A 25,615-nucleotide genomic window follows, 5' to 3' on the forward strand; every position below is an offset into this window, starting at 1 on the left:
CGGTGACCTGACGCCTGTCAGGCGCGGCGCCTCGCACCACAAGACCACAGGAGTCCACCTTGGCCAAAAAGAACTTTCTCGATTTCGAGCAGCCCATTGCCGATCTCGAAACCAAGATCGAGGAACTGCGCTACGTGCAGACAGAATCCGCGGTCGACATCTCCGAAGAAATCGAACAGCTCGCGGGCAAGAGCCTGCAGCTCACCAAGGACATCTACAGCAGCCTCACACCGTGGCAGATCACCAAGATCGCGCGCCACGCCGACCGGCCCTACACGCTGGATTACGTGCGCGAGATCTTCACGCACTTCGTTGAACTGCACGGCGACCGCCATTTCTCGGATGACCTGAGCATCGTGGGTGGTCTGGCGCGTTTCAACGGCCAGCCCTGCATGGTGCTGGGCCACCAGAAGGGCCGCGACACGAAAGAGCGGGGCCTGCGCAACTTCGGCATGACCAAGCCCGAGGGTTACCGCAAGGCGCTGCGCCTGATGAAACTGGCCGAAAAATTCCGCCTGCCGGTCTTCACCTTCGTGGACACGCCCGGCGCCTACCCTGGCATCGACGCCGAAGAGCGTGGCCAGTCCGAAGCCATCGGTCGCAACATCTTCGAGATGGCGCAACTCGAAGTGCCCATCATCTCCACCATCATTGGCGAAGGCGGCTCGGGCGGCGCGCTGGCCATCTCGGTGGCTGACCAGGTGCTCATGCTGCAGTACTCGGTGTATTCGGTGATCAGCCCCGAGGGCTGCGCTTCCATCCTCTGGAAAACCAGCGACCGCGCCAGCGATGCTGCAGACGCGCTGGGTATCACCGCGCACCGCCTCAAGGCCCTGGGCCTGGTCGACAAGATCGTCAACGAGCCGGTGGGCGGCGCGCACCGCGACCACAAGCAGATGGCGGCGTTCCTGAAGCGCGCTCTGGGCGATGCTTGGCGCCAGGTGACCGACCTCAAGGTGAAGGAACTGGTGGACCGCCGTTACGCGCGCCTGAACAGCTACGGCCGCTTCACCGACACCAAGGCCGACAGCAAGGCCGAGGCCAAGAGCGACAAGCGCTGAGGTGACACGCAGCACCGCACCCGCCAACCCCTGCGAGCAGGCGTTGGCACAGTGGTGTGAACGCTGCGCACCCAACCTGACCCACGTGGCGGTGGCCTACAGCGCCGGCGCCGATTCCACCGCGCTCTTGCTGGCTGCCCAACAGCGTTGGCCCGGGCAGGTGACGGCCCTGCATGTGCACCACGGTCTGCAAGCCGCGGCCGACGCTTTTGAATCCCACGCCCGGAAGTTTTGCGAACAGCACAACATTGCGCTCCAGGTGGCGCATGTGCAGGCCGCGCACGAGCCGGGGCAAAGCCCGGAAGACGCGGCCCGTCTGGCGCGTTACGCCGCACTGGCCCGCATGGCCCAGCACATTCAAGCCGAATGCGTGCTGCTCGGCCAACACGCCGACGACCAGGCCGAGACCTTGTTGCTTGCGCTGAGCCGCGGCGCAGGCCTGCCGGGCCTGGCCTCCATGTCTGAGCGTTTTGAGCGCGCGGGCATGGGCTTCGGCCGGCCCTTGCTGGAACTCCCTGCGCAGGCCTTGCGCGACTGGTTGCAGAGCGCCGGCCACGCGTTTGTGGACGACCCCAGCAACACCGACACCCGTTTCACCCGCAACCGCATCCGCGCCGTGCTCTTGCCCGCGTGGGACGCCTGCTTTCCCGGGTTTCGGCCCATGCTCGCGCGCAGCGCACGCCACGCCGCGCAAGCCCAGCGCCTGCTCGATGAGTTGGCTGCCATCGACCTGGCGCACACCGGTGCACCACCACAGATCGAACGCCTGCAGTCGCTCGGGCGGGATCGCCAGGCCAACGCGCTGCGCCACTGGTTGCGCACCAGCGCGGGCGTGGCCGCTGCCACCGCGCAGTTGAATGAGTTGCTGGACCAGATTGAAGCCTGCACCACGCGCGGTCACCGCATCCACATCAAGCTGGGCCCGGGCCATGTGGAGCGCGTTGGGGCGTGCCTGCGCTACACCCCCGCCCTATAATTGCGGGCTTTGCCCGGCGGCGCAGCCGGCGCTTCCAACCCAACCAATCCAACCCGATGGCCTTGATAGTTCACAAGTACGGCGGCACCTCCATGGGGTCGACCGAGCGCATCCGCAATGTGGCCAAACGCGTGGCCAAGTGGCACCGCGCGGGCCACCAACTGGTGGTCGTGCCCAGCGCCATGAGCGGCGAAACCAATCGCCTGCTCGGCCTGGCCAAAGAGCTTGCTCCGGCCAAAGCCTCCACCGCCTACAGCCGCGAACTCGACATGCTGGCCTCCACCGGTGAGCAGGCGTCTTCAGCCCTGCTGGCCATCGCGCTGCAGGCCGAGGGCCTGGAGTCGGTGAGCTACGCCGGCTGGCAAGTGCCGATCAAGACCAACAGCGCTTTCACCAAGGCCCGCATCGAGTCGATCGACGACGTGCGCATCCGCGCCGACCTGGACGCCGGCAAGGTGGTCATCGTCACCGGCTTTCAGGGCGTGGACCCCGAAGGCCACATCACCACGCTGGGCCGTGGCGGCAGCGACACCTCGGCCGTGGCCGTGGCCGCAGCCCTCAAGGCCGCCGAGTGCCTGATCTACACCGACGTGGACGGTGTCTACACCACCGACCCGCGCGTGGTGCCGCAGGCGCGCCGCCTGGAGCGGGTGAGCTTTGAAGAAATGCTGGAAATGGCCAGCATGGGCAGCAAGGTGCTGCAGATCCGCTCGGTGGAATTTGCCGGCAAGTACAAGGTGCCCCTGCGCGTGCTCTCCAGCTTCACGCCCTGGGACATCGATCTGAATGTTGAAGCCGTCTCCGGCACCCTGATCACTTTTGAGGAAGAAGAAACCATGGAACAAGCTGTCGTCTCAGGCATTGCGTTCAACCGCGACGAAGCCAAAATTTCCGTGCTCGGCGTGCCCGACACCCCTGGTATCGCCTACCAGATCCTGGGCGCAGTGGCCGACGCGAACATCGAAGTCGACGTGATCATCCAGAACCTGAGCAAGGACGGCAAGACCGACTTCAGCTTCACGGTGCACCGCAACGATTTCCAGAAGACCATGGACCTGCTCAAGACCAAGGTTGTGCCCTCACTGGGTGCTGCCGAGGTGGTGGGTGATGCGCGCATCTGCAAGGTCAGCATCGTGGGCATCGGCATGCGCAGCCATGTGGGCGTGGCCAGCCGCATGTTCAAGTGCCTGAGCACCGAGGGCATCAACATCCAGATGATTTCGACCTCGGAAATCAAGACCTCGGTGGTGATCGACGTGAAGTACCTGGAACTCGCCGTGCGTTCGCTGCACCGCGAATTCGACCTCGACCAGACCGCCGACACCATCACCGGTTGAAGCCCTGCCTCAGAGGAAGAGGCGCGGTGAGATGAGGCATAATACGCAGCTTCCGGAGCGATGACCGAGTGGCCGAAGGTGCTCCCCTGCTAAGGGAGTATGGGGTGTAGAGCCTCATCGAGGGTTCGAATCCCTCTCGCTCCGCCAGACAACAAAACAAAACGCGCCTCCGGGCGCGTTTTTCATGTCTGCGTCAGGATTGTTCATCCGGGCGCGACACGGGTTTCGATACCCGACACCTCAAAATGTGGGCATGTCCACACCCAACTCACCCACGGCGTCGCTGTCCACCTCGGCCTTCGCCACGCTCTTGCTCATTGCTTTCATGATGGGCGCCAACCATGTGGCCGCCCGGCTGGCCTTTGACAACGGTGTGAGTGTGGCCACGGCGGTGGCGTTTCGCAGCGGGGTCACGGCGCTGGTGGTGGGCTCGATCCTGTGGGTCTACCGGGTGCCGGTGCGCTTGCAGGCGCGCCACCGCAAGGCCTTGCCCGCCATCGGTTTGCTGGTGGGCGTGCAGAGCTTGTGCCTCTATGCCTCGGTCGCGCGGCTGCCGGTGGCGCTGGCTTTGCTGGCTTTCAACACCTATCCGCTGTGGACGGCCTTGTGGGCTCGCGTGGTGTATGGCCAGCGGCCGCAGCCGCGGGTGTTGCGCGCCATGCCGGTGATGCTGCTGGGTCTCGCGCTGGCACTCGATGTGTCCGGCGCTGCTTCCGGGCTGGGTGCTTCGGGGCATTGGGCGCAGATCGGTGTGGGCGTGGCGTTTGCCCTGACGGCGGCGGCCACGTTTGGCCTGGCGCTTGTGATCACACAACACGAAACCGGTGATCTGGATGGTCGCCTGCGCACCGCCACCACCATGACCATTGTGGGCATCATGGCCCTCTTGGCGTGTGGTGCGCAGGGTGGTCTGGCCTTGCCGCAAGCGCCTGTGGGTTGGTGGGGTCTGCTTGGTCTGACCGTGCTGTACGGCACCGCCTTCACCATCATGTTCACCGTGTTGCCCAAGCTGGGCGTGGTGGGCAATTCGGCCATCATGAACATCGAACCGATCTTCGCGCTGGTGCTGGCCTGGGCGATCCTGGGGCAGTCGATTGCGGCGGTGCAGGTGGCGGGTGGCCTGCTGGTGGTGGCCACGGTCATGTGGCTGGGGTTGCGCAAAGGCTGAAGGCCGCGCAGCGTCGGGGCCTCAGTCAGGATCGTCCAGCGACGCGCTCCAGCGGTCGTTCCAGCCGGTTTTCGGCGAGTCGTCTTTCAACCCGTCGATTTCGCGCCGGTTCCGTTTGGTCGGTCGTCCCATGGTCTGGCTGTGCGCGGGCTCGGGCGCGAGCCGCCGCATCTCGGCGTGGGCGGCACGTTGCGCCAGCGATGCAGCCGTTTCCTCGTAGAGCAGAGCAGCAATGGGCGCCGATGCGCGCACACCGCTCAAACCCCGCACCACCACCATGCGTACCTCGTGACCGATGCGCAGTTCCAGCGTGTCGCCGGTCTTCACGTCTTTGGAAGGTTTGACCAGCTGGCCGTTGAGCTTGACGCGTCCCTTTTCGATTTCCTCGGTGCTGAGGCCGCGTGTCTTGTAGAAGCGCGCGGCCCAGAGCCATTTGTCGAGACGGACCCGGGTGGACTGCGGTTCGCTGGAAACGTCAGATTTCATGCTGGTGGTGTGGGTGGAGGGACGGGAGCCAAGGTCACGAGCCCGGCAGCGCGTGGCGCAACAGCAGGGCGGCGAGCACCCACATGGTCACGCCGATCAGGGTGTCGAGCAACTGCCACGCCCCGGGGCGCGCAAACCAGGGCGCCAGCCAGCGCGCACCGTAGCCCAGCAGCCCGAACCAGAGCAGGCTGGCTGTGCTGGCGCCCGCCACAAAGTAGCCGCGCAGGGCAGCAGGTTGTTGTGCGCCGATGCTGCCCACCAGCAGCACCGTGTCCAGATACACATGCGGGTTGAGCAGCGTGAAGGCGGCGGCTTGCGCCAGCGCCGCAGCCCGGCTGATGGATTCACCCGCCTCGGCTGCAGTCAACCGCTCTGGATGCCGCGCGCGGCGCAGGGCGCGCCAGCCATAGACCGTGAGGAAGGCGGCACCGGCCAACGCCAGTGCGCGCGCAATACCGGGGCTGTCGGCCAGCGCCTGCGCCATGCCCAGCACACCGGCCGCGATCAGGACCGCGTCGGCCACAGCGCAGAAGATCACCACGCTGCCCACGTGTTCGCGGCGCAGCCCTTGCCGCAGCACAAAGGCGTTCTGCGCGCCGATGGCCACGATGAGCCCCAGGCTCAGTGCCAGGCCCTGGGTGAAGGCTGGCCAGGCGGCTGTCAGGGCTCAGTCCTTCGCGCCGATCGCCAGCGCCCGCTCACGGCTGGCTTGCAGGTCCATCGGGTTGTCGGCGGTCTTGGTGGCCCAGCCTTGCAGGTGCTGCTCGGCCACGTCGCTGAGCGCGCGGATCCACTCGGGGTGGTCGTTGAGACAGGAGATGTACTGGAAGCTCTGGCCACCCGCGTGCAGAAAGGCCTCGCGCGCTTCCATGTTGATCTCTTCGAGCGTCTCCAGGCAGTCGCTGGTGAAGCCGGGGCAGACCACGTCAACGCTCTTCAAGCCTTGTTGCGCGAGTTCGATCAGCGTGGGCTCGGTGTAGGGCTCCAGCCACTTGGCCTTGCCAAAGCGCGACTGGAAGGTGACCTTGTAGCGGTCCTTGGGCAGGCCGAGCTGTTCGGCCAGCAAGCGCGCGGTCTTGTGGCATTCGCAGTGGTAGGGGTCGCCCAACTGCAGCGTGCGCTCGGGCACGCCGTGAAAACTCATCACCAGTTGTTCGCTCTGGCCGTGCGCCATCCAGTGCGCGCGGATGGTCTTGGCCAGGGCGTTGATGTAGCCGGCGTGGTCGTGGTAGCGGTTGATGAAGCGCAGCTCGGGCAGGTTGCGCACCTGGGCGGCCCAGTTCATCACGCCGTCGACCACACTGGCCGTGGTGGTGGCGCTGAACTGCGGGTAGGCCGGCAGCACCAGCACACGCGTGACGCCCTCGGCCTTGAGCTCGTCCATCACCGAGGCAATCGACGGGTTGCCGTAGCGCATGGCGTAGCGCACCGTGACCTGGTGGCCGCGCTCGCCCAGGTACCCGCGCAGCAGCGTGGCCTGGCGCTCGGTCCATACCTTCAGCGGCGAGCCTTCGGGCATCCAGATACCGGCGTATTTGGCGGCCGATTTCTTGGGCCGCACGCGCAGGATGATGCCGTGCAGGATCAACATCCAGACGAAGCGCGGGATCTCCACCACGCGCTGGTCGCCCAGAAACTCGGCGAGGTAGCGGCGCAGGGCGGGGGCGGTGGGTTCGTCGGGGGTGCCCAGGTTGCACAGCAGCACGGCGGTGCGAGCGGCTTGGCCGTGTTTGAAGGGCGGTTCGGTCTTGAAGGGCATGCGCTATTCTCTCGCAAGCATGAAAACCCCCATGAGTACCGACCTGCCGGCCGCACCCTTCACGCTGGACCCCACCCGCATCCGCGCCATCAGCATCGACCTGGACGACACGCTCTGGCCGATCTGGCCCACCATCGAGCGCGCCGAGGCCATGCTGGCCAGCTGGCTCGCGCAGCACGCGCCCGCTGCCGCCAAGCTGTACGGCACGCCCGGCGCGCTGCGCGAGGCGCGCAACCACCTGCAGACCCTGCGGCCCGATCTCGCCTACGACCTGAGCGCCCTGCGGCGCGAGTCGATCCGGTACGTGCTGCACCGCTCGGGCGACGACCCTGCGCTGGCCGAGCCGGCGTTCGAGGTGTTCTTCGACGAGCGCCAGCGTGTGCAGTTGTTTGAAGACGCGATGCCCGCGCTGGAATGGTTGAGCGCGCGCTTCCCCGTGGTGGCCGTGTCCAACGGCAACGCCGATGTGCACCGCGTGGGCCTGGGTCACCACTTTCTCGCGGCCTTCAACGCGCGCGAGTTCGGCGTGGGCAAACCCGATCCGCGCATCTTCCACGCCGCAGCCGAGGCCGCCGGTGTAGGCCCTGCCGAGGTGCTGCACATCGGCGACGACCCGCATCTGGACGTGGTGGGTGCGCTGGGTGCCGGGATGCAGGTGGCCTGGGTCAACCGCACCGACATGGCCTGGGAGCACGCGCCCCTGCAGCCTCACGTCACGGTGGCCGATCTGATGGACCTGTGCCGTCAGATCGGCTGATCTTTTCTCTCCAACCCGTTCGCCATGAGCCTCACGATCTACGGCATTCCCGCCTCGCGCGCCGTGCGCCCTCTGTGGGCCGCCACCGAACTCGGCCTCGACTTCCACCATGAGAAGCTGGACTACCAGGGTGGCGGCACGCGCACACCGGCGTTTCTGGCCATCAACCCCAATGGGCATGTGCCGGCGATCGTCGATGCGCGGCCCGAGGGCGATGTGGTGGTGTGGGAGAGCATGGCTTGTGCGCTGTACATCGCGCGCCACCACGGTGTGGCCGACGGCGTGAGCATCACGCCGGCCACGCCGCGCGAAGACGCCGAGGCCTTGCGCTGGAGCTTCTGGGCCGTGACGGAAGCCGAGGCCGACGCGCTGACCGTGCTGATGCACCGCATGGTGATGCCTGAGGAGCGGCGCAAGCCCGAGCTGGCCGAGGCCGCCGAGCGCCGCCTTTCGGTGCCGCTGCGCGTGATCGAGCGGCACCTGCACAGGCAGAAGGACGCGGGCCAGGCCTTTCTGGCGGCCGCGCGGTTCACCGTGGCCGACCTGTGTGCGGCCAGCGTGCTCAACTGGGCGCGCCCCTCGCAAACGCTGATGGCCGACCATCCGCTCACGCACGACTGGATCCTGCGCTGCATGGCGCGGCCAGCCTATGTTCAGGTGCGCGAGTTCGACTGAGGGCCTGTCTCAGAAGCCCCAGAGCAAGCGCTTCGCGATCCAGCCGCTCACACCTTCGCTGCGCTCCACGCGCACCCAGCCGGCTCGCTTCTCGCGGGTGCGCAGCAGTTCACCGTATTCAAGCCTGCCCACGATGCGGTGCTGCGTGCCCGGCCCTGCGCGAAGGTTGGCCACCTTGGACTTGACGATGTGGTGCGGCGTGTTGCCGGTGAGCGAGCGGGCGACCCAGCCGGTGTCGCCTTCAAAGTCGCGCACGCGGACCCAGCTGCCCTTGCGCTCGGTGATCTGCAGCGGATAGCCCCGCTTCAATTCCCACAACACCGCGGTGTGCGTGCCCGGGCCTTCGCGCATGTTCAGCGTGCTGCCCTTGACGCTCACCATGCTCTGCGCGTGGGCCGAGGTGTTGAGGAGTGCCGCGAAGCACAGGCCGGTTGCGATCAACAGGTTTCGGGTGGGGCTGGTCAGGTTCATCCGTGGGGTTCCTTGGTGGGAGGTTGAAAAAAGTCAACCTGTGGGAACGCCCGGGTTTGCAGAGGTTCCCCTGCGGTGCCTGTTGGCCGGGTCAGTCGTTGGCCAGCCGCGCTGCCGCCACGCCGCTGCGCACGGCCGCTTCGAGCGTGGCTGGGTAGGGCCCGTGCACATAGTCGCCCGCAGCAAACAGCCCGGGCGCCACCAGCGGGCCGGGGCGCTCCAGGCCGGGCGTGCAGGCAAAGGTGGCGCGCTTCTCCACCACCGTGATCAGTGGCTGCAACGCCAGGCCCAACTGTCGCGCACCTTGCTGCAACACGCGCGCCTGCAGTTCGTCGCGCTCGCCGCTGCTCGCGCTCACCACAAAGGCCAACACGCCGGTGTCCGCCGGGTTGAGCTGCCCACGGTCGAATACGAACTGCGCGGGCGCGGCGTGTGCATCGGGCTCGGCGCGCAGGGCCAGCATGGGCGCCGACAGCCGCGCGCCAGGGGCAAAGGCATAGACCGTGGTGATGGCGGTGAAATGCAGGGCGTGGGCCGCCAGTGCCCAACTCGCCAGCACCTCGTTGTCATCGGCGTTGGCCAGCAGGGTCTGTGCGGCCACGCTGGCGGGCGTGGCCCAGACCACGCGGTCAAACGCCTCGCTGATCCCGTCACCCGACAGTTGCCATCCGCTCGCAAGGGACTGCAGGCCTGTGATGCGGGTGCCCATTTGAATGCGGCTTGACTGGCCATGGTGTTGCTGCAGCCATTGCGCAGCGGCTTCTGGGAACAAGCGGCTGAGATCGGTGCGTGGCAACAGCAGGTTTGAGGCGCTGAAGCCCGCTGCGCCATGACCGAACAGAGCGTCGCGCATGACGTTCAAAAACACCGCAGCGCTGGCCTGTGCTGACGGCAGGTTGAGTGCGGAGACGCACAGCGGCTCGATCAGCTCCTGCATCACCCGGCCTGGCAAGGCCTCGCACAGGTTGTCTACTGTGAGCGTGGGCTCGCAGCGAAAGCCCGCCCGCCGCCAGGCGAGCGAGGCGCGCATCAGCGCCAGACGCTCGCCCCAGGTCCAGCCGCGCGCGGTGGCAATGGCCGCCAGCGCATCCAGCGGCGCTGGCCAGCGTGCCGCCCAGGCCGGCGTCTGCAGGCCGGTGCCGTCGGGGAAGGGCAACGACAGCGGCAGCGCCATCAGCACCTGCGGCAGGTCCAGCCCCACGCGTTGCATCAGGGCCAGGGTGTCGCTGTAGGCGCCAATGAGGATGTGCTGGCCGTTGTCCAGCGTGAGGGGTGAGCCGTCGGGCTTGTCCGCAGGCAGTGCGCGGGCGCGGCCACCGAGGGTGCGCGTGGCTTCGAACACCGTGACGTCCATGCCCAGGCCGGCGGCTTCCACCGCCGCGGCCATGCCGGCCCAGCCTGCGCCGACGACGGCTACTTTCATGTTCAGAGCCGGCCTAAAGCCTGGACTTTCCAGGCCAGCCAGAACTTGCGCAGCGGCGTGAGGCTCACGCGCTGGGTCAGCACCAGCAGCGGGTCGGCCGCAATCTCCTGCAGCAGCGTGCGGTAGATGCTGGCCATCATCAGGCCGGGCTTCTGGGTGCGGCGGTCGGCGGTGGGCAGCAGGGCCAGGGCGTCGTCGTAGGTCTGCAGTGCGCGCGTGCACTGGAACTGCATGAGGGCGGTGAAGCGGCGTTGGAAGTCGGCTTCGTCGGTGCCGGGTGCGGCGCCGCGCTGCAGCAGTTCGTGGGCCTTCACGTTGAAGCTCTGCAGTTCGTTGACCGGCAGGTAGATGCGCCCGCGCGCAGCGTCTTCGCCCACGTCGCGCACGATGTTGGTGAGCTGGAACGCCAGGCCCAGACGGTGCGCGTAGGCGGTGGTCTGCAGCTGCGTCTGGCCGAAGATGTTGGCGGCCACCTCGCCCACCACACCGGCCACCAGGTGGCAGTAGCGCTGCAGGTTGGCGAAGTCGAGGTAACGGTTTTGCTCCAGGTCCATCTGGCAGCCGTCGATCACGGCGGTGAGGTGCCGGGCTTCGATGGCGTAGGTGGCGCTGAGCGGCATGAGGGCGCGCATCACCGGGTGCGTGGGCGAGCCGGCAAACGATTGCGCCACCTCGCGCCGCCACCAGGCCAGCTTGGTCTGGGCCACGGCCGGGTCGCTCACCTCGTCGACCACGTCGTCCACTTCGCGGCAAAACGCATAGAAGGCGGTGATGGCAGCGCGCCGCTCGGTGGGCAGGAACAGGAAGGCGTAGTAGAAGCTGCTGCCCGAGGCCGCGGCTTTTTGCTGGACGTAGTCTTGTGGGGTCATGGGCGCGTTTTTTCGACAAGTGTACGTACCACCGCTTGACCGGGCTGTCCCGGGCCCACCGCAGAGCAAGGCGCCGAAAACCCCGGCATGGCAATGGGCCATTGCCACAGTCAAGCGCTCGGGCGTGTCAGCCCGGCTTAATGCCGCCCGGCGTAGCATTTGAGCGCAATCCTGCAATCCCCACGAGGTGACAAATGAACGGTTCCAATCGTCGCGTTTTCATGCTTCAGGTCGCTGCCGCCAGCGGCACCGCACTCATGGCCGCCAAGGCACAGGCGCAGGCCGCCCTGGTCAACGAGAAAGATGCCCAGGCCGCAGCGCTGGGTTATGTGGCCGACTCCACCAAGGTCGATGCCAAGAAGTTTCCCAAACACGCCGCGGCCCAGATGTGCAGCAATTGCCAGGTCTATGCGGGCAAGCCGGCCGATCCGGCGGGGCCGTGCGCGATCTTCCCCGGCAAGCTGGTGGCGGGCAAAGGCTGGTGCAGCGCTTACGTCAAGAAGGCCGGCTGACACCCGGGGTGGTGGAGCGCTGGCGCTGCCAGCGCCTCTGCAGATCCCAGCCGTGTGCCAGGCCTGAAGCGCTCAGGCACACGGCGATCCAGGGCCACGCCAGAGAGCTGACCGCAGCGCGCACGGCCAGCATCAGGCACAGGCCCGAGAGCATGTTCAGGGCGTAGTCATTCGGGGCCAGCCCTTGGCCCGTGAGCCGGTGGTGCAGCCACAAACCCAGTCCCTCCAGCACGGTGAACACGATCACCGCATCGAGCAGCCAGCGGATCAGCGAGAGGTCGCTCACACCCGCGCGAAGCCCAGCAGGTGGCTCATGTCCTTGAGGAAGATGCGCACGTGTGCCATGGGCTTTTTGCGGGTGAGCTGCTTGTTCATGTAGGACTCGAAGGTGAGCTGTTGCACGTCGCGGTCTTCGCAGATCTTCACGAAGCGCTCGCGGCGCTTCTCGTTGACATACCAGAACCACTGCATGACGCCGAGCACCGTGAACACAGTGCCGTGCAGTTTCATGAAACGTTTGCGCGCCAGCTTGAGCGCGCGCACGTCACCCGTGGCGAGCATTTCGTGCGCCGCCTGCGCGGCCAGTTCGCCGCCGAGCATGGCGTAGTAAATGCCTTCGCCCGAGGCGGGGGCCACCACACCGGCAGCGTCGCCAGCAAGAACCACGTCGCGGCCGTTGTCCCAGCGTTTCAGCGGCTTCATGGGCAGGGGCGCGCCTTCGCGGCGCAGCGTCTCGCAGCCGTCCAGGCCACTGGCTTCACGCATTCTCTGCACCGAGCCACGCAACGAAAAGCCCTTGTCGGCGCTGCCGGTGCCGATGCTCATGGTGTCGCCGTGCGGGAACACCCAGCCGTAGAAGTCGGGTGAAAAACGGCCCTGGTAATACACGTCGCAGCGCGTGCCATCAAAGCCGGCGGGCTGCGCTTCTTGTGCGGGTGCGCGCACGATCTCGTGGTACGCGAACACGTACTGCGTGTCCTCCACACCGGGCACGGCGCCCTGGCGCGCCACCTGCGACTTGGCGCCGTCCGCACCCACGATCACACGGGCGCGCACCTGCGCCGGTGTGCCCTCGCCACGCTGGTGGCGTTCACGTGCCGAGTAGTGAACAACGCTGGTGCCGTCGGCATCGCGGCTGAGCTTTTCAAACACGCCGGTGCGCCGCACCGCGCCCGCTGTGGCGGCCCGGGCCCGCAGCCACTCGTCGAACGACTCGCGGTTGACCATGCCCACAAAGCCGTTGTCGATCGGGATGTCGACGTGTTTGTTGGACGGCGCGATCATGCGCGCGCACTGCGCCTTGGCCACCAGCAACTCGTCGGGGATGTCGAAGTCCTTGATCAGGCGCGGCGGTATGGCGCCGCCACACGGCTTGATGCGACCGGCCCGGTCGAGCAGCAGCACCGAACGGCCCTGGCGGGCCAGTTCGTGCGCTGCCGTGGCACCGGCGGGGCCGCCACCGATCACCACCACGTCGAAGGTTTCGTCTGTGTTCATGACAGTTGCCTGGGGTTGGGGCCGACGGCGAAGGCGTCACCGGCGTTGGAAAACGGGGAGAGGCGGGATGGGGCGTTGGCCGTCGGTGCCGAGATGCGCCAGGCGAGTGCGGCCGACAGCAGGAACAGCAAACCTTCGAGCGCAAACACAGCCGCGTAGGCCGAGCCCGGCGAGGCAATCAACCAGCGCGCCAGATCGCTCGCGCCGGTGCCCACCAGGCCACCGAGCCCGAAGGCCACCGCCTGCGCTGCGCCCCACAGGCCCATGCGCACCCCTTCGCGCGCCTGCCGGCCTTCGCCTGCGAGTCGCATCATCGAACCGATGGCGCCGATGGAAAACGCGCCGTTGGCCAGGCCCAGCGCGAACACGGTGGCTTTCAGCGGCGAGCCCTCGCCGTGCAGACCGGCGAGCGTGAGGCCGAACAAGGCCAGCGCCGACGCGATGCAGCCCCCAATCGTCCAGCCGCGCAGCGAACCGATGCGGCCCAGCACCGGGTGCATCGGGAAGCGCGCAGCGAGCGCGCCCGAGAACGCCACCAGCAACATGCCGGCCAACACACCGCCGTGTTGCACGCCCGAGAGCTGGGTGGACGCCCCCGGCGTGTAGCCGAACACCGTGCCGGCGAAGGGCTCCAGGATCAGGTCTTGCGCGCTGTAGGCCAGCATGGAGACGAACACGAAGATGGTGAAGCGCCGCGCCACCGGTTCGCTCCAGACCTGGGCCAGCGCGTCCTTGAAACTCGGCGCATCGCCGATGGGGCGTTCGTAGCTGGCTTGTTCACCTTCGAGCCCACGCAAGGCCACCAGCGCGAGCACAAAAGCGGACAACGACACACCGGCCGTCACGGCCAGCAGGCGCTCGGGCGAGTAGGGCTCCAGCAAGTGGCCAGCCACGCCCGCGGTGAGCGCAAAGCCGGCGATCATCATCATCCAGACCAGCGTGGCCGCGCCCGCGCGGCGTGTGGCCGGCACGCGTTTGGCCAGCATCACCAGCAGCGACGTGCCGCTGGCGCTCACGCCCAGCCCCACGAGCGCGAAGCCGAAGACGGCCAGCGCAATGCCGGCGGCGCGATCCGTGGTCATCCACACCGTGCCCAGCGCCGCGACCACACCGCCCACGCCCAGCACCGCCATGCCGCCCACGATCCACGGCGTGCGGCGCCCGCCCACATCGGAGCCGTGGCCCATGCGAGGCCGCGCGATCTGAACCAGGTAGTGCAGGGCGACCAGCATGCCCGGCAGCAGCGCGGGCAGGGCCAGCTCGACCACCATCACGCGGTTGAGCGTGGAGGTGGTGAGCACCACGATGGCGCCCAGCGCCATCTGCACCAGGCCGAGGCGCGCGATGCTGCCCCAGCCAAACGGTGTCATGCGCCCGCTCCTGCCATGGACCGCAGCGCAAAGGCGCTGACCATCATTCCAGAGACGAACAGCGGCACACCAAAGCCGCTGTACCAGAGCGCGCGCGGTGTCGGGTCGGCCAGGAAGCGGCGCATCATCACCGCCTGCGCTGCCAGCAGACCCGCCACACCCGCCGCGTGCCAAGGCTGGCCCCAGGCCAGCAGCAGCGCGATCACCACCACCTGCGGCACCGCCATGAACCAGCAGGCCACACGCGCGGCGCCCTGCACACCCAGCTGCACCGGCAGCGAGCGCACGCCCATCTGGCGGTCGCCGGCCACCGCCTTGAAATCGTTGAGCGTCATGATGCCGTGGGTGCCGGCGCTGTAGAGCGCGGCCAGCACGAGTGATTCACCACCGGGCATGGCGCCGCCGGCCATCACGGCCGCGCCGGTGATCCAGGCAATGCCTTCGTAGCTGATGCCGCAGGCCGCGTTGCCCCACCAGCCGTTTTCTTTCAGCCGCATGGGGGGGGCGCTGTAGGCCCAGGCCAAGAGCAGCCCGAGTGCAGCCGCGCCAAAACCCCAGGGGCCGAGCACGGTGGCCACCGCCAGCGACACCGCGGTCCAGAGAACGGCGAGGTACAGACCCCACTGGCCGGGGATGCGGCCCGACGGAATCGGTCGCTGCGGTTCGTTGATGGCGTCCACATGCCGGTCGTACCAGTCGTTCACCGCCTGACTGGTGGCACACACCAGCGGCCCGGCCAGCGCCACACCCACCACCGCGAGCAACCAGCGCCCGTCCATGGAGACCCCCGAGGCCACCACCCCACAAGCAAACGCCCACATGGGCGGAAACCAGGTGATGGGTTTGAAGAGCTCGGTGACAGCCGACAGGGCAGGGAGTTGCATGGAAAAGGTTGTACCCCTGACATCAAAAAGTGTCAAAGAAAAATGACACTACAGGTGTAAACCAAGGGAAATCCCGGGTGAGCATGAGCCGGCAATACAGCCGTCCAGACGAAAAAAAACCAGCCGGAGCAAGGGGCTGGTTTTCATCCAGGGGCACCACGGATCCGGCTCCGCCGGTCCCAGGTGCCGCCCCCCTCCCGCCGCAGGCGAGAGAGGGGGGAGCCGCAAAGCGGCGCGGGGGGTGCTTCGGTCAATGCGTGTCTTCGCTCAGGCCTTCAAGAATGCCGAAGCGGCGCAGCTTGATGTAGAGGCTCTGGCGTGACAGGCCGAGCATTTCGGCCGCCGAGGCGCGGTTGTCGCCGGTGAGTTCCAGCGCCGCTTCGATGCAGAGCTGCTCGATCAGGTCGGTGGTCTCGCGCACGATGTCCTTGAGCGGCAGGCGGCCCACCAGCTCGGTCATCTGGCTGGCCGAACGGGGCAGCTCTTTGCTGGCGCGGGTTTCAATGCCCAGGCGGCGGCCCACGTCGCGGATGGTGAAGCCCAGGCAGCGTTGCGAGCCGGCGTTCACCGCCACGGCCGAAATTTCCACTTCGGAGGTGGAGCCGTATTCGCCGCGCATCTGTGTGGCAAACAGGCGCACGCTGCCATGCTGGCGCAAATTGGTGAGCAGCACGCGGAAATCGACGCCGGTGCGACCCAGCCATTTTTCAAGCACTTCGCCGCGGGCCTGGTCTTCGCTGGCCAACTGGCCGAGGTCGAGAAAGGCGCGGTTGGCGCTCAGGATGCGGCCGTCGAGATCGGTGACCACCAGCGCATCGGGCGCGCTCTCCATCACCTGCAGCAACTGGCGCTTGCTGGCCGAGAGGCTGGGCGCCACCGAATCCATCGGGCGGGTGAAACGCAGCAGGAAATGCAGGGTGTTTTCCTGGCGGAACTGGGAGGCGGCCACCACCATGTCTTGCGTGGAGTCGACCAGGCGGATGGTGCAGGGATCGGCGCGGCCGCTGGCGCGCAGGCGGTCGAGCATGTCGCGCACGGCGGCCTGGCTGGGCACATCGAGGCTGCTGAGCAAGGTCCAGCCCGGCAGGCGGGAGGGTTCACCAAACAGCTCATGGGCGGCCGGGTTGGCTTCTTCGAGCTTGTCGATGGAACCCTCCAGGATCAGCACCGGCTCGGAAGCCATCTGGAACAGCAGGCGGTAACGCGTTTCCACCTGACGCAGGCGCCAGTAATCGCGCTCCATGGATTGCTGGGCCGTGACCAGGCGCTGCTGCAGCGCCACCTGGCCCCGCAGGTCGCGGCCGAAGGCCACACGGTGCGAAACCTGATCGGTCTTGCCCTTGACCTTGCGATGAACCTGCACCACCGAGTAGGACAAGGGCAAGTCTGCCCGGTCGGTCATGGGGTGGTTGACGTGACGCCAGCGGATGTTGTCCAGGCCCGACTCGCCGGGCTGGCCGAGCAGGTCTTCGATCTTGGGCTTGCTCTCCACCGTCACCGTCTGGATCCAGGGTTTGCCGATCCAGTCCTGGCAGCCCAGGCCCATCATGTCCTTGCCGATGAGCGCCAGGTCCTGGATCACACCGTCCGTGTCGAGGATGAGCACCACATCGGCCGAGGCCATGACGAGCTCCGCAGCGGCATCTGCATCCAGACCGTCGAGAAACTGGCCCGCCTTGTCAAACGGCTTGTGGACATAGGCTTGTGACGCCTGCGGCATGTTGGGCTTTCGTGGTTCTAGCAAAATCACTATGTCGGTGAACGGCGCCTCAAACCTGAATTCGAGCCTTGCTGTCGGCGAGCAGCTTGTCAGCCAGTGCCGGTGCAGCGGGACCATCGGTGATGATGGCGTCGGCGTTGAGCCTGTTGCCGAATTCCGGGTGCAAGCCAAAGATTGCACCGCCGGCGATTATAGAGACGCCCGCATTGAGGCTTTTGCCGCGAACCTGCGCGATGGTGTCGGCCAGACGATCGACACCGGTCTCGCAGCCCAGCGAGAAACCGACCACATCAAACCAGTCTTTCTGCACCATGCCCGGCGCGCCGTCCGCCGCCATGAAACTGGTGACCACCTCCCAGCCAGCGCGGTGAAAGAACTCACCCACCAGCGACAGACCAAAGGTGTGCTGCTCGCCAGGGCAGGGCATCAGCAGCACCCGCTTTGCATCGCTGCGGGCACCAGCCCGCGGCGCGTGGGCGAACGCTGCGCTGTGCTCCCGCAGCAATTGCTGCAGGCGACCCAGGCCCACCGTGACCTCGGTGAAGGTGCAGAGATCGCGTTCCCACAGCTCACCCAGATGGCGCGCCACCGGGGCCAGCAACTCCAGAAAGACCGATTCGATGGGCACGCCGCGCTCGCGCAGCACGGCCACAAAGTTGCGCAGCATGGTGTCGTCGCCGTGCAGCACGAGGTCGGCAAACGGCACCACGTCTTCGGGTGATACGTGTTCTCCGTCCGACTGCGGCTGGGCCACGCCGTCGCGCGACACCCGGTGCGCCAGCATCAGCCGGGGGATGATTTCGTATTCGACCGCCTTGGCCAGCAGCACCGAGCGCAGGCCGTCGTCGTTGGAGGCCTCGGCCGAGTCCACCCTGAGCAGGTCGTCGATACCGGGCACACCCGCTGTGCTGCACACCGCTTCTGGCCAGCCTTCCAGAGGTGGAGCGCCAAAGAGATCGGTCTCCTTGGCGGACGAGTAGCGTGAATAAGAGCCCATGTGCCTGTCTCCTGGCGCAAATGCGCGGTGCCGATACGCAGGGGCCACGGTGCTTGCCGGAGCTTGTCTTACGAGATCAGAAATTGCTGAAGGCTGTTCGTCCGGGGCTGAGTGATCGGCCAACTGGCCGGGATCAGACCCGTGAAACGCGTTGTACTGCTGTCAATCTGGCGCGTCAAAACATTTCAAAAGACTGTCAGAAAAACTTTACCGGTGCCGCTGCCAAGTGTCAATTAAAAAATACGTCAAGTTAAGTTGACACAATCGGCGCGAGCATCTAAATTGGGTCCCAGCGAGATCCATGGAGACACCACAGATGCACCCCGAACGCCAGCGGCCTCCCGGCCGCTCCCTGTACACCCCCGAAGAACGGGTGCGGCGAGACGCCACGGTGTGGACGCTGGTGCAGGGGATTCTGGCGCCGGTGCAATTCCTGGTGTTTCTGGTCAGCCTTGGGCTGGTGCTGCGGTTTCTGGCCACCGGCGAGGGCCAGACCGCGGCCACGGTGTCGGTGGTGGTCAAGACGCTGACGCTCTACACCATCATGATCACCGGCTGCATCTGGGAAAAAGTGGTCTTCGGCCGCTACCTGTTCGCTCCCGCCTTCTACTGGGAAGACGTGTTCAGCATGCTGGTGCTGGCGCTGCACACGGGCTACCTGGTGGCCTTGTTCACCGGCGCGCTCGACGCCCGGGGCCTGGCCTGGCTGGCGCTGGCGGCTTATGCCACCTACGTGGTCAACGCCGGGCAGTTCATCTACAAGCTGCGCATGGCGCGGCTGCAGAGCTCCGGCAACGCGCCCGTTGTGCACAGTTCCGGGGCGACGGCATGAGTCCGGTCATTCCCATCCAGTCGATGTCCAAGGGCTGCGCGGATGCCCCCGTGCTCAAGGAGCGCGGCCAGCGCGAGGTGTTTTGCGGTCTCACCGGCATCATCTGGCTGCACCGCAAGATCCAGGACGCGTTTTTCCTCGTGGTCGGTTCACGCACCTGCGCCCACCTGATCCAGAGCGCCGCTGGCGTGATGATCTTTGCCGAGCCGCGTTTTGCCACCGCCATCATCGACGAGCGCGATCTGGCCGGCTTGGCCGATTGCAACGAAGAGCTGGACCGGGTGGTCACCCGCCTGATCGAGCGCCGCCCCGAGATCAAGCTGCTGTTTCTGGTGGGCTCCTGCCCGTCCGAGGTCATCAAGCTGGATTTGTCGCGCGCCGCCTCGCGTCTCTCGGGCCGCTTTTCGCCCGACGTTCGCGTGCTCAACTACTCGGGCAGCGGCATCGAGACCACCTTCACCCAGGGCGAAGACGCCTGCCTGGCGTCTCTGGTGCCCGTGTTGCCACAAGCGCCCGCCAACGCACCGGCTTCGCTGATGGTGGTGGGCGCCTTGGCCGACGTGGTCGAAGACCAGTTCGCCCGCCTGTTCAAACAACTGGGCATCGGCCCGGTGCAGTTTTTCCCGCCGCGCCAGGCCAACGAGATGCCTGCGGTGGGCCCGAACACGGTGTTTTTGCTGGCCCAGCCCTTCCTGGCCGACACCGCGGTGGCCTTGGAAGCGCGTGGCGCCACGCGCCTGCCGGCGCCGTTTCCACTGGGTGTGGAAGGCACCACCGCCTGGTTGCAGGCGGCGGCTTCCGCCTTCGGCGTGGACGCAGCGACGTTTGAGGCGGCAACAGCCCCGGCCCGCGACCGCGCCACCACGGCGGTGGCCCGCCAGCGCACACAACTCGCCGGCAAAAGCATCTTCTTCTTCCCGGATTCGCAGCTGGAGATTCCGCTGGCGCGTTTCCTCTCGCGCGAACTCGGCATGCTGCTTGCCGAAGTGGGCACCCCGTACCTGCACCGCCAGCACATGGCCGAAGAACTGGCCCTGCTGCCCGAGAACACCTTTTTGAGCGAAGGCCAGCACGTGGAAAACCAGCTCGACCGCTGCCGCGCCGCCCAGCCCGACATCGTGGTCTGCGGCCTGGGTCTGGCCAACCCGCTGGAGGCCGAGGGCCTGACCACCAAGTGGGCGATCGAACTGGTGTTCACCCCCATCCAGGGCTTCGAGCAGGCGGCCGATCTGGCCGAGCTGTTCAGCCGCCCGCTGGTGCGCCGCCTGCGCCTGGCCGCCTGACCCTTCAACGGCACACCGACCATGCAACTCACGCTCTGGACCTACGAAGGACCGCCCCACGTGGGCGCGATGCGCATCGCCACCGCGATGAAGGATGTGCACTACGTGCTGCACGCCCCGCAGGGCGACACCTACGCCGACTTGCTGTTCACCATGATCGAGCGCAACGCCAAGCGCCCGCCCGTGACCTACACCACCTTCCAGGCGCGCGACCTGGGTGGCGACACCGCCGAGCTGTTCAAGAACGCGGCGCGCGAAGCCTACGCACGCTTCAAGCCACAGGCCATGATGGTCGGCTCCTCGTGCACCGCCGAGCTGATCCAGGACGACCCGGGTGGCCTGTGCAAGGCACTCGACTTGCCCGTGCCGGTGGTGGCGCTGGAACTGCCGTCGTACCAGCGCAAGGAAAACTGGGGCGCCTCCGAAACCTTCTATCAAATGGTGCGCAACCTGGCCGACACCAGTGTGAAGCGTGCCCCGCGCGAAGCCGGCCAGCGCGCCCGCTGCAACATCCTCGGCCCCGCCGCGCTGGGCTTTCGCCACCGCGATGATTTGCGCGAGATCTCCGGCCTGCTGCGCGAGATGGGTGTGGACATCAATGTGACCGCACCCCTGGGCGCATCGCCCGCCGACATGGCCCGCCTGGGCGACGCCGACTTCAACGTGGTGCTCTACCCCGAGATCGCCAACGTGGCGGCCGGCTGGCTCAAGCGCACCTTCGGCCAGCCGTCCACCCGCACCGTGCCCATCGGCTCGGGCGCCACGCGCGACTTCATCGCTGAAGTCGCCGAGCTGGCCGGCGTCGATCCATCGGGTGTGTTGACCAACGCCGAGGCACGCGCACCCTGGTACGCGAAATCGGTCGACTCCACCTACCTCACGAGCAAGCGTGTGTTCGTGTTCGGCGACGCCACCCACGTGGTGGCCGCCGCGCGCATCGCCGCGCAGGAGATGGGCTTCACCGTGGTCGGCCTGGGCACCTACAGCCGCGAATTCGCCCGCGAGGTGCGCGAAGCCGCTGCGCTCTACGGCGTGGAAGCACTCATCAGCGACGACTACCTGGAAGTCGAAGCCCGCATCGCCGAGCTGCAACCCGAGCTGGTGCTGGGCTCGCAGATGGAGCGCCACATCGCCAAGCGCCTGGGCGTGCCCTGCGCGGTGATCTCGGCCCCCGTGCACGTGCAGGATTTCCCCGCGCGCTACTCGCCGCAGATGGGTTTTGAAGGCGCCAACGTGTTGTTCGACACCTGGGTGCACCCGCTGATGATGGGTCTGGAAGAACACCTGATCGGCATGTTCCGCGGCGACGCCGAGTTCCACGAAGACGCTGCGCCATCGCACCTGGGCGGTGCGGTGACGCCCAAGGCCGTGGTGGCCCCGGTGGAGCAGGCGGCGGCCAACGAAACCCTGACGCCGCAAGAGGCCACCTGGGGTCTCGACGCTGAAAAAGAACTGCGAAAGATTCCCTTCTTCGTTCGCGGAAAAGCCCGGCGCAACACCGAGCGTTTCGCGATCGACCGAGGGGTGTCCCTGATCACCGTGGAGACGCTGTATGACGCCAAAGCTCACTATGGGCGCTAAGACCCCGACGGCCAGCAGCCCGCTGCCGGTGCGGCTGGTGGTGGTGACCATGGACACGCACCTGGCCGGTGCGATCGAGCGCGCGCAGCGCACCCTGAAAAACGAGATCCCGGGCCTTGCGCTGACCCTGCACGCCGCGTCCGAATACGCGGGCAACGACGCCGCCATCGAGCGCTGCATCGAGGACATCCACCGCGCCGACATCGTGGTGGCCGGCATGCTGTTCATGGAAGACCACTTCCTGCCCATCCTGCCCGCGCTGCAGGCGCGCCGCGACCAGTGCGACGCCATGATCTGCATGGCGTCGGCCGCCGAGGTGGTCAAGCTCACGCGCCTGGGCAACTTCGACATGGCCAAGCCCGCCAGCGGCCCCATGGCCATGCTCAAGAAGCTGCGCGGCAGCAAGGAAAAAGCCGCCACCGGCGGCGCCGCGCAAATGAAGATGCTGCGCCGCATTCCGCAACTGCTGCGCTTCGTGCCCGGCACCGCGCAGGACGTGCGCGCGTACTTCATGACGCTGCAGTACTGGCTGGGCGGCTCGGATGAAAACATCCTGAACTTGGTGCGCCACGTGGTGAACCGCGGCGCCGACGGCGAGCGCAAGAACCTGCGCGCGCAGATCAAGGCGCAGCCGCCGATCGAATACCCCGAGGTCGGCGTGTACCACCCGCGCATGGCCGGTCGGCTGGCCGACAACGTGGCTGCCTTGCCGCTGCCGGCGCTGCGCCCCACCGTGGGCACGGTCGGTGTGCTGCTGCTGCGCTCCTATCTGCTCTCGGGCAACTCGGCGCACTACGACGGCGCCATTGCCGCCATGGAAGCGCGTGGCCTGCGCGTGGTGCCGGTGTTCGCCGCCGGGCTCGACGCGCGCCCCGCCATCGACGCCTTCTTCATGCAGGACGGCCGCTGCATCGTTGATGCCGTGGTCTCGCTCACCGGCTTCTCGCTGGTGGGCGGCCCGGCCTACAACGACGCCAAGGCGGCCGAAGAGATCCTGGCCCGGCTCGATGTGCCCTACGTGGCCGCGCACCCGGTGGAGTTTCAGAACCTCGCGCAATGGGGCGGCTCCGACCGTGGCCTGCTGCCGGTGGAGAGCACCATCATGGTCGCCATCCCCGAGCTGGATGGCGCCACCCGCCCCACCGTGTTCGGTGGCCGCGCCGGACCGGTGGGCGTGGCCTGCACCGGTTGCCACCACGCCTGCACCTTCACAGAGACCGACAGCGCCCAGGACATGCAGTCGTGCCCCGAGCGCGCGATCATGCTGGCCGCGCGCGTGCTGCGCCTGGTGAGCCTGCGCCGCAGCGAGCGCGCGCAGCGCCGCGTGGCGGTGGTGATCTTCAATTTCCCGCCCAACGCCGGCAACGTCGGCAGCGCTGCTTACTTGTCGGTGTTCGAGTCGATGTTCCACACGCTCAACGCCATGAAGGCGCAGGGCTACACGGTGGACCTGCCCGAGAGCGTGGACGCGCTGCGCGACGGTGTGCTGCAGGGCAACGCCGCGCTGCACGGGGCCGATGCCAACGTGCACACGCTCATCAGCGCGGACGACCACGTGAAACGCGAGCGCTGGCTCAGCGAGATCGAAGCCCAGTGGGGCCCTGCGCCGGGCAAACAGCTGAGCAACGGCAGCGACATCCTGGTGCTGGGCAAACAGTTCGGCAACGTGCTGGTGGCCGTGCAACCCTCGTTCGGCTACGAGGGCGACCCGATGCGCCTGCTGTTCGAAAAAGGCCTCTCGCCCACGCACGCGTTCTCGGCCTTCTACCGCTACCTGCGCGAAGACTTCAACGCCCACGCCGTGCTGCACTTCGGCACCCACGGTGCGCTCGAATTCATGCCCGGCAAACAGAGCGGCATGTCGGGCAGCTGCTGGCCCGACCGCCTCATCGGCGACCTGCCCAACATCTACCTCTACGCGTCCAACAACCCCAGCGAAGGCGCGATCGCCAAGCGCCGCTCGGGCGCCACGCTCATCAGCTACCTCACACCGCCCGTGGCGCAAGCCGGTCTGTACAAGGGCCTGATCGATCTGAAGGAAGCCATTGAGCGCTGGCGCGGCCTGGAGCCCACCTCGCGCGAACGCGTGGAGTGTGTGGCCATGCTGCAGGCCCAGGCAGCGGCACTCGATCTGGTGGACATTGAGCCGGTGTGGAACGCCGAGCCTGGCGGTGATGCCGACAGCCAGGTTTTTGTGCTGGCGCAGCAGGTGCTGGAACTCGAATACACGCTCATTCCCTGCGGCCTGCACGTGACCGGCCGCGCACCCAGCGAAGCCGAGTGTGTGGACATGCTGCTGGCCATGAGCGAAGCCTGGGAAGGCCAGCGCCCACCGCGTGCTTCGGTGCGCGCCCTGGTTGACGGCCTGAGCGTGGAGCAGGCCATGAAGGCCGGCCAGATGCACAGCGATGACACCACCCTGGCGGCCATGCGCGGCCTGGCCGATGCCGGCCGCATGCTCGCCAAGGACACCGAGGTCGACGCCATCCTGTGTGCGCTCGACGGCCGCTACATCCGCCCCGCGCCCGGCGGCGATATCTTGCGCACGCCCGAGGTGCTGCCCACCGGGCGCAACCTGCACGGCTTCGACCCGTTCCGCATCCCCAGCGCCTTTGCCGTGAAGGATGGCGCCGAACAGGCGCAGCGCCTGCTCGACCGCCACATGCAGGAGTCCAACCAGTTGCCCGAATCCGTGGCCATGGTGCTCTGGGGCAGCGACAACCTCAAGAACGAGGGCGCACCGATTGCGCAGGCCATGGCGCTCATGGGCGCGCTGCCGCGCTTCGACAGCTACGGCCGCATCGCAGGCGCCACGCTCGTTCCCCTGGCGACGCTGGGCCGCCCGCGCATCGACGTGGTGATCACGCTCTCGGGCATCTTCCGCGACCTCATGCCGCTGCAGATCCGCATGCTGGCCGAAGCCGCCTTCATGGCCGCGTCTGCCGACGAATCGGTCGATCAAAACTGGATCCGCAAGCACGCGCTGGCCTACCAGACCGAACACGGCTGCACGCTGGAGACCGCTTCGCTGCGCGTGTATGGCAATGCCGAAGGCGCCTACGGCTCCAACGTCAACAACCTGGTCGAGAGCAGCCGCTGGAGCGGGGGCGACGAAATCGCCGAGACCTACAGCCGCCGCAAAGGGTTTGCCTACGGCCGCACAGGCCTGGCGGTGCAACACACCGCGCTGCTGCAAAGCGCGCTGGCCGATGTGGAGCTGACCTACCAGAACCTGGATTCGGTGGAACTGGGCGTGACCACGGTGGACAACTACTTCGACACGCTGGGCGGCATCACGCAAGCAGTGAAGCGCGCGCGCGGCGGCATCACGCCACCCGTGTACATCGGCGACCAGACCAAGGGCGACGGCGCGGTGCGCAGCTTGAAGGAACAGGTGGCCCTGGAGACACGCACCCGCATGCTCAACCCCAAGTGGTACGAAGGCATGCTGGAAAGCGGCTACGAGGGCGTGCGCCAGATCGAGGTGCACGTGACCAACACCATGGGTTGGTCGGCCACCACCGGCCAGGTGCAGCCCTGGGTGTACGAACAACTGAGCCAGACCTTCATGCTCGACCCCGACATGCGCAACCGTCTCGCGAAGCTCAATCCCACGGCTTCCATGCGGGTGGCCAACCGCCTGCTGGAAGCGTCCGATCGCCAATATTGGCAACCCGATCCCGACGTTCTTGCAGCGCTGCGCCAGGCCAGCGAAGAACTTGAAGACCGGCTCGAAGGTGTTTTTGAAGGAGCTATCGAATGATGGAAACCAGCGTTCCCCTGACCGACCTGAGGCGTGCCTCCGGCCGATCCAGCCGTGAAGACGGGGAGGGCAGCCTTCAGGTCCAGCTCGACCCCTCGCTCAAGATCGGCAATGCCAAGGTCTTTGCCATTTACGGCAAGGGCGGTATCGGCAAGAGCACCACCAGCTCCAACCTCTCGGCCGCGTTTTCCCAC

General features: G+C 66.9%; 23 protein-coding genes, 1 tRNA gene and 1 pseudogene. 13 read left to right on the forward strand and 12 right to left on the reverse strand.

The features are described from left to right. Window positions 1-59: 59 nt before the first annotated feature. From ACN4F8_RS16680 to ACN4F8_RS16700, 5 genes are all read left to right on the forward strand, one after another. A complete protein-coding gene (locus ACN4F8_RS16680; RefSeq protein ID WP_419474585.1) occupies window positions 60-1,061 on the forward strand; it encodes an acetyl-CoA carboxylase carboxyltransferase subunit alpha in 1,002 nt (333 codons plus the stop codon). Window position 1,062: 1 nt separating this feature from the next. Next, the gene (gene tilS / locus ACN4F8_RS16685) at window positions 1,063-2,037 is read left to right on the forward strand and encodes a tRNA lysidine(34) synthetase TilS (RefSeq protein ID WP_419474586.1); all 975 of its coding nucleotides are present in this window, start codon (window positions 1,063-1,065) and stop codon (window positions 2,035-2,037) included. Between the two features lie 56 nt (window positions 2,038-2,093). Beyond that, on the forward strand, window positions 2,094-3,374 hold the full coding sequence (locus tag ACN4F8_RS16690; protein WP_419474587.1) for an aspartate kinase: 1,281 nt from the start codon (window positions 2,094-2,096) through the stop codon (window positions 3,372-3,374). Between the two features lie 54 nt (window positions 3,375-3,428). After that, window positions 3,429-3,521 (forward strand) — tRNA-Ser (locus ACN4F8_RS16695). Between the two features lie 106 nt (window positions 3,522-3,627). After that, complete coding sequence (locus tag ACN4F8_RS16700; RefSeq protein WP_419474588.1) at window positions 3,628-4,542, forward strand: DMT family transporter; 915 nt, start codon at window positions 3,628-3,630, stop codon at window positions 4,540-4,542. Window positions 4,543-4,563: 21 nt separating this feature from the next. On the opposite strand, the gene ACN4F8_RS16705 is transcribed toward ACN4F8_RS16700, so the two are convergent. Genes ACN4F8_RS16705 through hemH form a run of 3 tightly spaced genes read right to left on the reverse strand, consistent with a single transcriptional unit; the run spans window position 4,564 to window position 6,787 of the window. Continuing rightward, the gene (locus ACN4F8_RS16705; RefSeq protein WP_419474589.1) at window positions 4,564-5,028 is read right to left on the reverse strand and encodes an RNA-binding S4 domain-containing protein; all 465 of its coding nucleotides are present in this window, start codon (window positions 5,026-5,028) and stop codon (window positions 4,564-4,566) included. A gap of 34 nt (window positions 5,029-5,062) precedes the next feature. Beyond that, window positions 5,063-5,692, reverse strand: a complete 630-nt coding sequence (locus ACN4F8_RS16710; protein WP_419474608.1) for a LysE/ArgO family amino acid transporter — start codon at window positions 5,690-5,692, stop codon at window positions 5,063-5,065. A 3-nt stretch (window positions 5,693-5,695) separates the two neighbouring features. Continuing rightward, window positions 5,696-6,787, reverse strand: coding sequence for a ferrochelatase (gene hemH / locus ACN4F8_RS16715; protein ID WP_419474590.1), 1,092 nt, complete (start codon window positions 6,785-6,787; stop codon window positions 5,696-5,698). 31 nt (window positions 6,788-6,818) lie between these two features. On the opposite strand from hemH, the gene ACN4F8_RS16720 reads away from it, so the two are divergent. Both ACN4F8_RS16720 and ACN4F8_RS16725 read left to right on the forward strand, forming a co-directional pair. Continuing rightward, the gene (locus tag ACN4F8_RS16720) at window positions 6,819-7,544 is read left to right on the forward strand and encodes an HAD family hydrolase (protein WP_419474591.1); all 726 of its coding nucleotides are present in this window, start codon (window positions 6,819-6,821) and stop codon (window positions 7,542-7,544) included. 24 nt (window positions 7,545-7,568) lie between these two features. Next, window positions 7,569-8,219, forward strand: coding sequence for a glutathione S-transferase family protein (locus tag ACN4F8_RS16725; protein WP_419474592.1), 651 nt, complete (start codon window positions 7,569-7,571; stop codon window positions 8,217-8,219). A 9-nt stretch (window positions 8,220-8,228) separates the two neighbouring features. On the opposite strand, the gene ACN4F8_RS16730 is transcribed toward ACN4F8_RS16725, so the two are convergent. The 3 genes from ACN4F8_RS16730 to hpnD form a co-directional block, all read right to left on the reverse strand. Continuing rightward, window positions 8,229-8,690 (reverse strand): SH3 domain-containing protein, encoded by a 462-nt coding sequence (locus ACN4F8_RS16730; protein WP_419474593.1) that lies wholly within the window; start codon window positions 8,688-8,690, stop codon window positions 8,229-8,231. Between the two features lie 91 nt (window positions 8,691-8,781). Next, window positions 8,782-10,113: a hydroxysqualene dehydroxylase HpnE gene (gene hpnE / locus ACN4F8_RS16735; RefSeq protein ID WP_419474594.1), complete on the reverse strand. Its 1,332-nt coding sequence runs from the start codon at window positions 10,111-10,113 to the stop codon at window positions 8,782-8,784. Between the two features lie 2 nt (window positions 10,114-10,115). Beyond that, the gene (hpnD, locus tag ACN4F8_RS16740) at window positions 10,116-10,982 is read right to left on the reverse strand and encodes a presqualene diphosphate synthase HpnD (RefSeq protein ID WP_419474595.1); all 867 of its coding nucleotides are present in this window, start codon (window positions 10,980-10,982) and stop codon (window positions 10,116-10,118) included. Window positions 10,983-11,176: 194 nt separating this feature from the next. Here hpnD and ACN4F8_RS16745 point away from each other — a divergent pair, with 194 nt between their 5' ends. Then, window positions 11,177-11,494 carry a high-potential iron-sulfur protein gene (locus tag ACN4F8_RS16745; protein ID WP_419474596.1) on the forward strand — a complete coding sequence of 106 codons (318 nt, stop codon included), beginning with the start codon at window positions 11,177-11,179 and terminating at the stop codon, window positions 11,492-11,494. On the opposite strand, the gene ACN4F8_RS16750 is transcribed toward ACN4F8_RS16745, so the two are convergent. The 6 genes from ACN4F8_RS16750 to ACN4F8_RS16775 all read right to left on the reverse strand — a co-directional run bounded on the left by ACN4F8_RS16750 (window position 11,478) and on the right by ACN4F8_RS16775 (window position 17,962). Beyond that, window positions 11,478-11,780 carry a hypothetical protein gene (locus tag ACN4F8_RS16750; RefSeq protein ID WP_419474597.1) on the reverse strand — a complete coding sequence of 101 codons (303 nt, stop codon included), beginning with the start codon at window positions 11,778-11,780 and terminating at the stop codon, window positions 11,478-11,480. The two genes, ACN4F8_RS16745 and ACN4F8_RS16750, sit on opposite strands and share 17 nt — an antisense overlap. Next, entirely contained in the window at window positions 11,777-12,991 is a 1,215-nt protein-coding gene (locus ACN4F8_RS16755; RefSeq protein WP_419474598.1) for a geranylgeranyl diphosphate reductase, read from the reverse strand. The genes ACN4F8_RS16750 and ACN4F8_RS16755 overlap by 4 nt, the downstream gene beginning before the upstream one ends. Then, the gene (locus tag ACN4F8_RS16760) at window positions 12,988-14,361 is read right to left on the reverse strand and encodes a BCD family MFS transporter (RefSeq protein WP_419474599.1); all 1,374 of its coding nucleotides are present in this window, start codon (window positions 14,359-14,361) and stop codon (window positions 12,988-12,990) included. Before ACN4F8_RS16760 ends, ACN4F8_RS16755 begins: the two co-directional genes overlap by 4 nt. After that, window positions 14,358-15,245 (reverse strand): chlorophyll synthase ChlG, encoded by an 888-nt coding sequence (chlG, locus tag ACN4F8_RS16765; RefSeq protein ID WP_419474600.1) that lies wholly within the window; start codon window positions 15,243-15,245, stop codon window positions 14,358-14,360. The genes ACN4F8_RS16760 and chlG overlap by 4 nt, the downstream gene beginning before the upstream one ends. A 250-nt stretch (window positions 15,246-15,495) precedes the next feature. Beyond that, window positions 15,496-16,965 carry a transcriptional regulator PpsR gene (gene ppsR / locus ACN4F8_RS16770; RefSeq protein ID WP_419474601.1) on the reverse strand — a complete coding sequence of 490 codons (1,470 nt, stop codon included), beginning with the start codon at window positions 16,963-16,965 and terminating at the stop codon, window positions 15,496-15,498. Window positions 16,966-17,014: 49 nt separating this feature from the next. After that, entirely contained in the window at window positions 17,015-17,962 is a 948-nt protein-coding gene (locus tag ACN4F8_RS16775) for a cobalamin B12-binding domain-containing protein (protein ID WP_419474602.1), read from the reverse strand. Between the two features lie 316 nt (window positions 17,963-18,278). On the opposite strand from ACN4F8_RS16775, the gene bchF reads away from it, so the two are divergent. The 5 genes and pseudogenes from bchF to ACN4F8_RS16800 all read left to right on the forward strand — a co-directional run. Further along, on the forward strand, window positions 18,279-18,794 hold the full coding sequence (gene bchF, locus ACN4F8_RS16780; protein ID WP_419474603.1) for a 2-vinyl bacteriochlorophyllide hydratase: 516 nt from the start codon (window positions 18,279-18,281) through the stop codon (window positions 18,792-18,794). Further along, a complete protein-coding gene (locus ACN4F8_RS16785) occupies window positions 18,791-20,077 on the forward strand; it encodes a ferredoxin:protochlorophyllide reductase (ATP-dependent) subunit N (protein WP_419474604.1) in 1,287 nt (428 codons plus the stop codon). The genes bchF and ACN4F8_RS16785 overlap by 4 nt, the downstream gene beginning before the upstream one ends. Before the next feature lie 21 nt (window positions 20,078-20,098). After that, window positions 20,099-21,658 carry a ferredoxin:protochlorophyllide reductase (ATP-dependent) subunit B gene (gene bchB, locus ACN4F8_RS16790; RefSeq protein ID WP_419474605.1) on the forward strand — a complete coding sequence of 520 codons (1,560 nt, stop codon included), beginning with the start codon at window positions 20,099-20,101 and terminating at the stop codon, window positions 21,656-21,658. Next, window positions 21,630-25,421 (forward strand): magnesium chelatase subunit H, encoded by a 3,792-nt coding sequence (locus tag ACN4F8_RS16795; RefSeq protein ID WP_419474606.1) that lies wholly within the window; start codon window positions 21,630-21,632, stop codon window positions 25,419-25,421. Before bchB ends, ACN4F8_RS16795 begins: the two co-directional genes overlap by 29 nt. Next, window positions 25,418-25,615: pseudogene (locus ACN4F8_RS16800) on the forward strand (hypothetical protein); the annotation flags it as partial. The gene ACN4F8_RS16795 and the pseudogene ACN4F8_RS16800, both read left to right, overlap by 4 nt.

The sequence above is a fragment of the Hydrogenophaga sp. genome (genome assembly GCF_048549895.1).
Taxonomy (GTDB): Bacteria; Pseudomonadota; Gammaproteobacteria; order Burkholderiales; family Burkholderiaceae_C; genus Hydrogenophaga.